Origin of the sequence: Mycobacterium sp., assembly GCF_049802695.1 — a bacterium.
GTDB lineage: Bacteria > Actinomycetota > Actinomycetes > Mycobacteriales > Mycobacteriaceae > Mycobacterium.
The window spans coordinates 1-2,769 of record NZ_JBARMY010000495.1 but is presented as its reverse complement, the minus strand read 5'-3'; the positions used below and the strand labels follow the sequence as shown (position 1 = coordinate 2,769).

3 protein-coding genes are annotated in these 2,769 nt (G+C 67.6%); 2 read left to right on the top strand and 1 reads right to left on the bottom strand.

Annotation, left to right across the window (positions count from 1 at the left end):
• Window positions 1-678 (top strand): AMP-binding enzyme (locus tag WA317_RS19540; protein WP_425174605.1); only part of this gene is annotated, 678 nt, incomplete at its 5' end.
• Here WA317_RS19540 and dapD read toward each other — a convergent pair.
• Entirely contained in the window at window positions 675-1,628 is a 954-nt protein-coding gene (dapD, locus tag WA317_RS19535) for a 2,3,4,5-tetrahydropyridine-2,6-dicarboxylate N-succinyltransferase (protein ID WP_425174604.1), read from the bottom strand. The genes WA317_RS19540 and dapD overlap by 4 nt on opposite strands.
• Window positions 1,629-1,674: 46 nt before the next feature.
• Between dapD and dapE the strand changes: the two genes are divergently transcribed.
• Window positions 1,675-2,739 carry a succinyl-diaminopimelate desuccinylase gene (dapE, locus tag WA317_RS19530; protein ID WP_425174603.1) on the top strand — a complete coding sequence of 355 codons (1,065 nt, stop codon included), beginning with the start codon at window positions 1,675-1,677 and terminating at the stop codon, window positions 2,737-2,739.
• Window positions 2,740-2,769: the final 30 nt, after the last annotated feature.

Below are 2,769 nucleotides of genomic sequence, written 5' to 3'. Positions count from 1 at the left end.
GTCTCCGGCAGCGCCCCGCTGCCGGTGCCGGTGTTCGACCAGTTAGCGGCGCTGGCCGGGCATCAGCCCGTCGAACGGTACGGGGCCACCGAATCATTGATCACGCTGTCGACGCGGGCCGACGGCGAGCGCCGCGCGGGCTGGGTGGGCCTGCCGCTGGCCGGCGTGCAGACCCGGCTGGTCGACGAGCGCGGTGGTCCCGTTCCCGCCGACGGTGAAACCATTGGACGGCTGCACGTTCGGGGCGCCACATTGTTCGACGGCTACCTGAACCGGCCGGACGCCACCGCCGAGGTGCTCGATGCCGACGGCTGGTATCGCACCGGCGACGCCGCGGTCCTTGACGGCGACGGTATGCACCGCATCGTGGGGCGTGAATCGGTCGATTTGATCAAATCCGGTGGATACCGCGTCGGCGCCGGGGAAATCGAGACCGCGCTGCTGGGCCATCCGGACGTGACCGAAGCTGCCGTCGTCGGGCTGCCCGACCCGGACCTGGGTCAACGGATCGTCGCGTTCGTCGTCGGCTCAGGCAACGTCGAGCCCGAGCTGCTGATCGACTATGTCGCGCAGCAGCTTTCGGTGCACAAGCGGCCGCGGGAGGTGCGTGTCGTGGACGAACTGCCGCGCAATGCGATGGGCAAGGTGCTGAAAAAGAAGCTACTGACAGACGGCTAGTTGGCGTGCAGGTCCTCGTTGAGCGCGATGCCCTGGCCGTTACGGGATACCGCCTCGACAGCACCGGTCACCGAATTACGCCGGAACAGAATGTTACTCGTACCGGAAAGTTCTCTGGCTTTGACCGAGGTGCCGTCGGGTAACGCGACTTTGGTACCCGCGGTGACATACAGACCCGCCTCGATGACGCAGTCGTCGCCCAACGAAATGCCCAGTCCCGCATTCGCACCCAATAGACAGCGTTTGCCGATCGAGATCACTTCGCTGCCACCGCCGGACAGCGTGCCCATGATCGACGCGCCGCCGCCGACGTCCGAACCGTCGCCGACCACGACGCCCGCTGAGATGCGACCCTCCACCATGGATTTGCCGAGCGTCCCGGCGTTGTAGTTGACGAACCCCTCATGCATGACCGTGGTGCCCTCGGCGAGATGAGCGCCCAGTCGGACGCGGTCGGCGTCGGCGACACGTACGCCCGTGGGTATCACGTAGTCGACCAGCCGCGGAAATTTGTCCACGCCGTACACCGTCACAGGTCCGCGACGGCGCAGCCGCGCACGCACCACCTCGAAACCGCCGATCGCACACGGCCCGTAGTTCGTCCACACCACGTTGGTCAACACGCCGAAGAAGCCGTCGGCGTTGAGGCCGTGTGGCGCGACCAGCCGGTGGGACAGCAGGTGCAGCCGCAGATACGCGTCGTAGGCGTCGACGGCTTTGTCGTCCAGCGAGCCGATCACCGTGCGGACCACCACCGTCTCGGTCGCACGGTCGTCGTCACGGACCGCCAGCTCGGCCAGCTCGTCGGGCACCTCTGCCACCGACAACCGCACTGTGCCGGTTTCGCCAGGCTCGACCAGTTCCGGTGCGGGAAACCAGGTGTCGAGGACGGACCCATCAGCCGCCAGCGTTGCCAGCCCAATGCCCGAAGCTCCAGTCACCCGGCCCACGCTACTGTCCGCGGCCACACGGTCGCAAAGCACTACCCTTGACCGTGTGCTGGACCTTCACGGCGACCCGATCGAGCTGGCCGCGGCGCTGGTCGACATCCCCAGCGAATCACGTTCCGAGGCGAGGATCGCCGACGAGGTGGAGGCTGCGCTGCGCGAGCAGACAAGCGGCTTCGAGATCATTCGCAACGGCAACGCTGTGCTGGCCCGCACCCAGCTGGGCCGCCCCGCAAGGGTGTTGCTCGCCGGGCATCTCGACACCGTCCCGGCGGCCCACAACGTGCCCAGCCGCCGAGACGGCGACCTGCTGCACGGCTGCGGCACCGTAGACATGAAATCCGGCGACGCGGTCTTCCTGCATGTGGCCGCCACGGTCGCGGCACCGGTTCACGACTTGACCCTCGTCTTCTACGACTGCGAGGAAATCGACGCGGTTTTAAACGGTTTGGGCCGCATTGAGCAGGAACTGCCGGACTGGCTCAACGCCGACGTTGCCGTTCTCGGGGAACCCACTGCCGGCTACATCGAGGCCGGCTGCCAGGGCACGCTGCGCGTCGTCGTGCACGCCCGCGGAACTCGCGCACATTCCGCGCGTTCGTGGCTGGGCGACAATGCAATTCACCGCTTGGGCGCGGTGCTCGACCGGCTGGCGGGCTACCAGGCACGCGAGGTCGAGATTGACGGCTGCCTGTACCGCGAGGGCTTGTCGGCAGTGCGCATCGACGGCGGCATCGCCGGCAACGTCATCCCCGATGCGGCGTCGGTAACGGTGAACTACCGTTTCGCGCCCGACCGCTCCACCACCAAGGCGCTGCAGCACGTGCACGACGTGTTCGACGGGCTCGACGTGCGCATCGAGCAGACCGATGTCGCGGCCGGCGCGCTGCCCGGGCTCTCCAAGCCTGCTGCCAAGGCGCTGGTCGAGGCCGCCGCCGGGCAGGTGCGGGCGAAATACGGCTGGACCGATGTGTCGCGTTTCGCTGCGCGCGGTATTCCCGCGGTGAACTACGGCCCCGGTGACCCAAATCTGGCCCATCGACGCGACGAGCAGGTGCCCGTCGACCAGATCACCGCCGCCGCGGAAATGTTGCGTCGCTACCTGTCTCACTGAGCGCGCTGCGCCTGCGCGGCGGCATCGGCG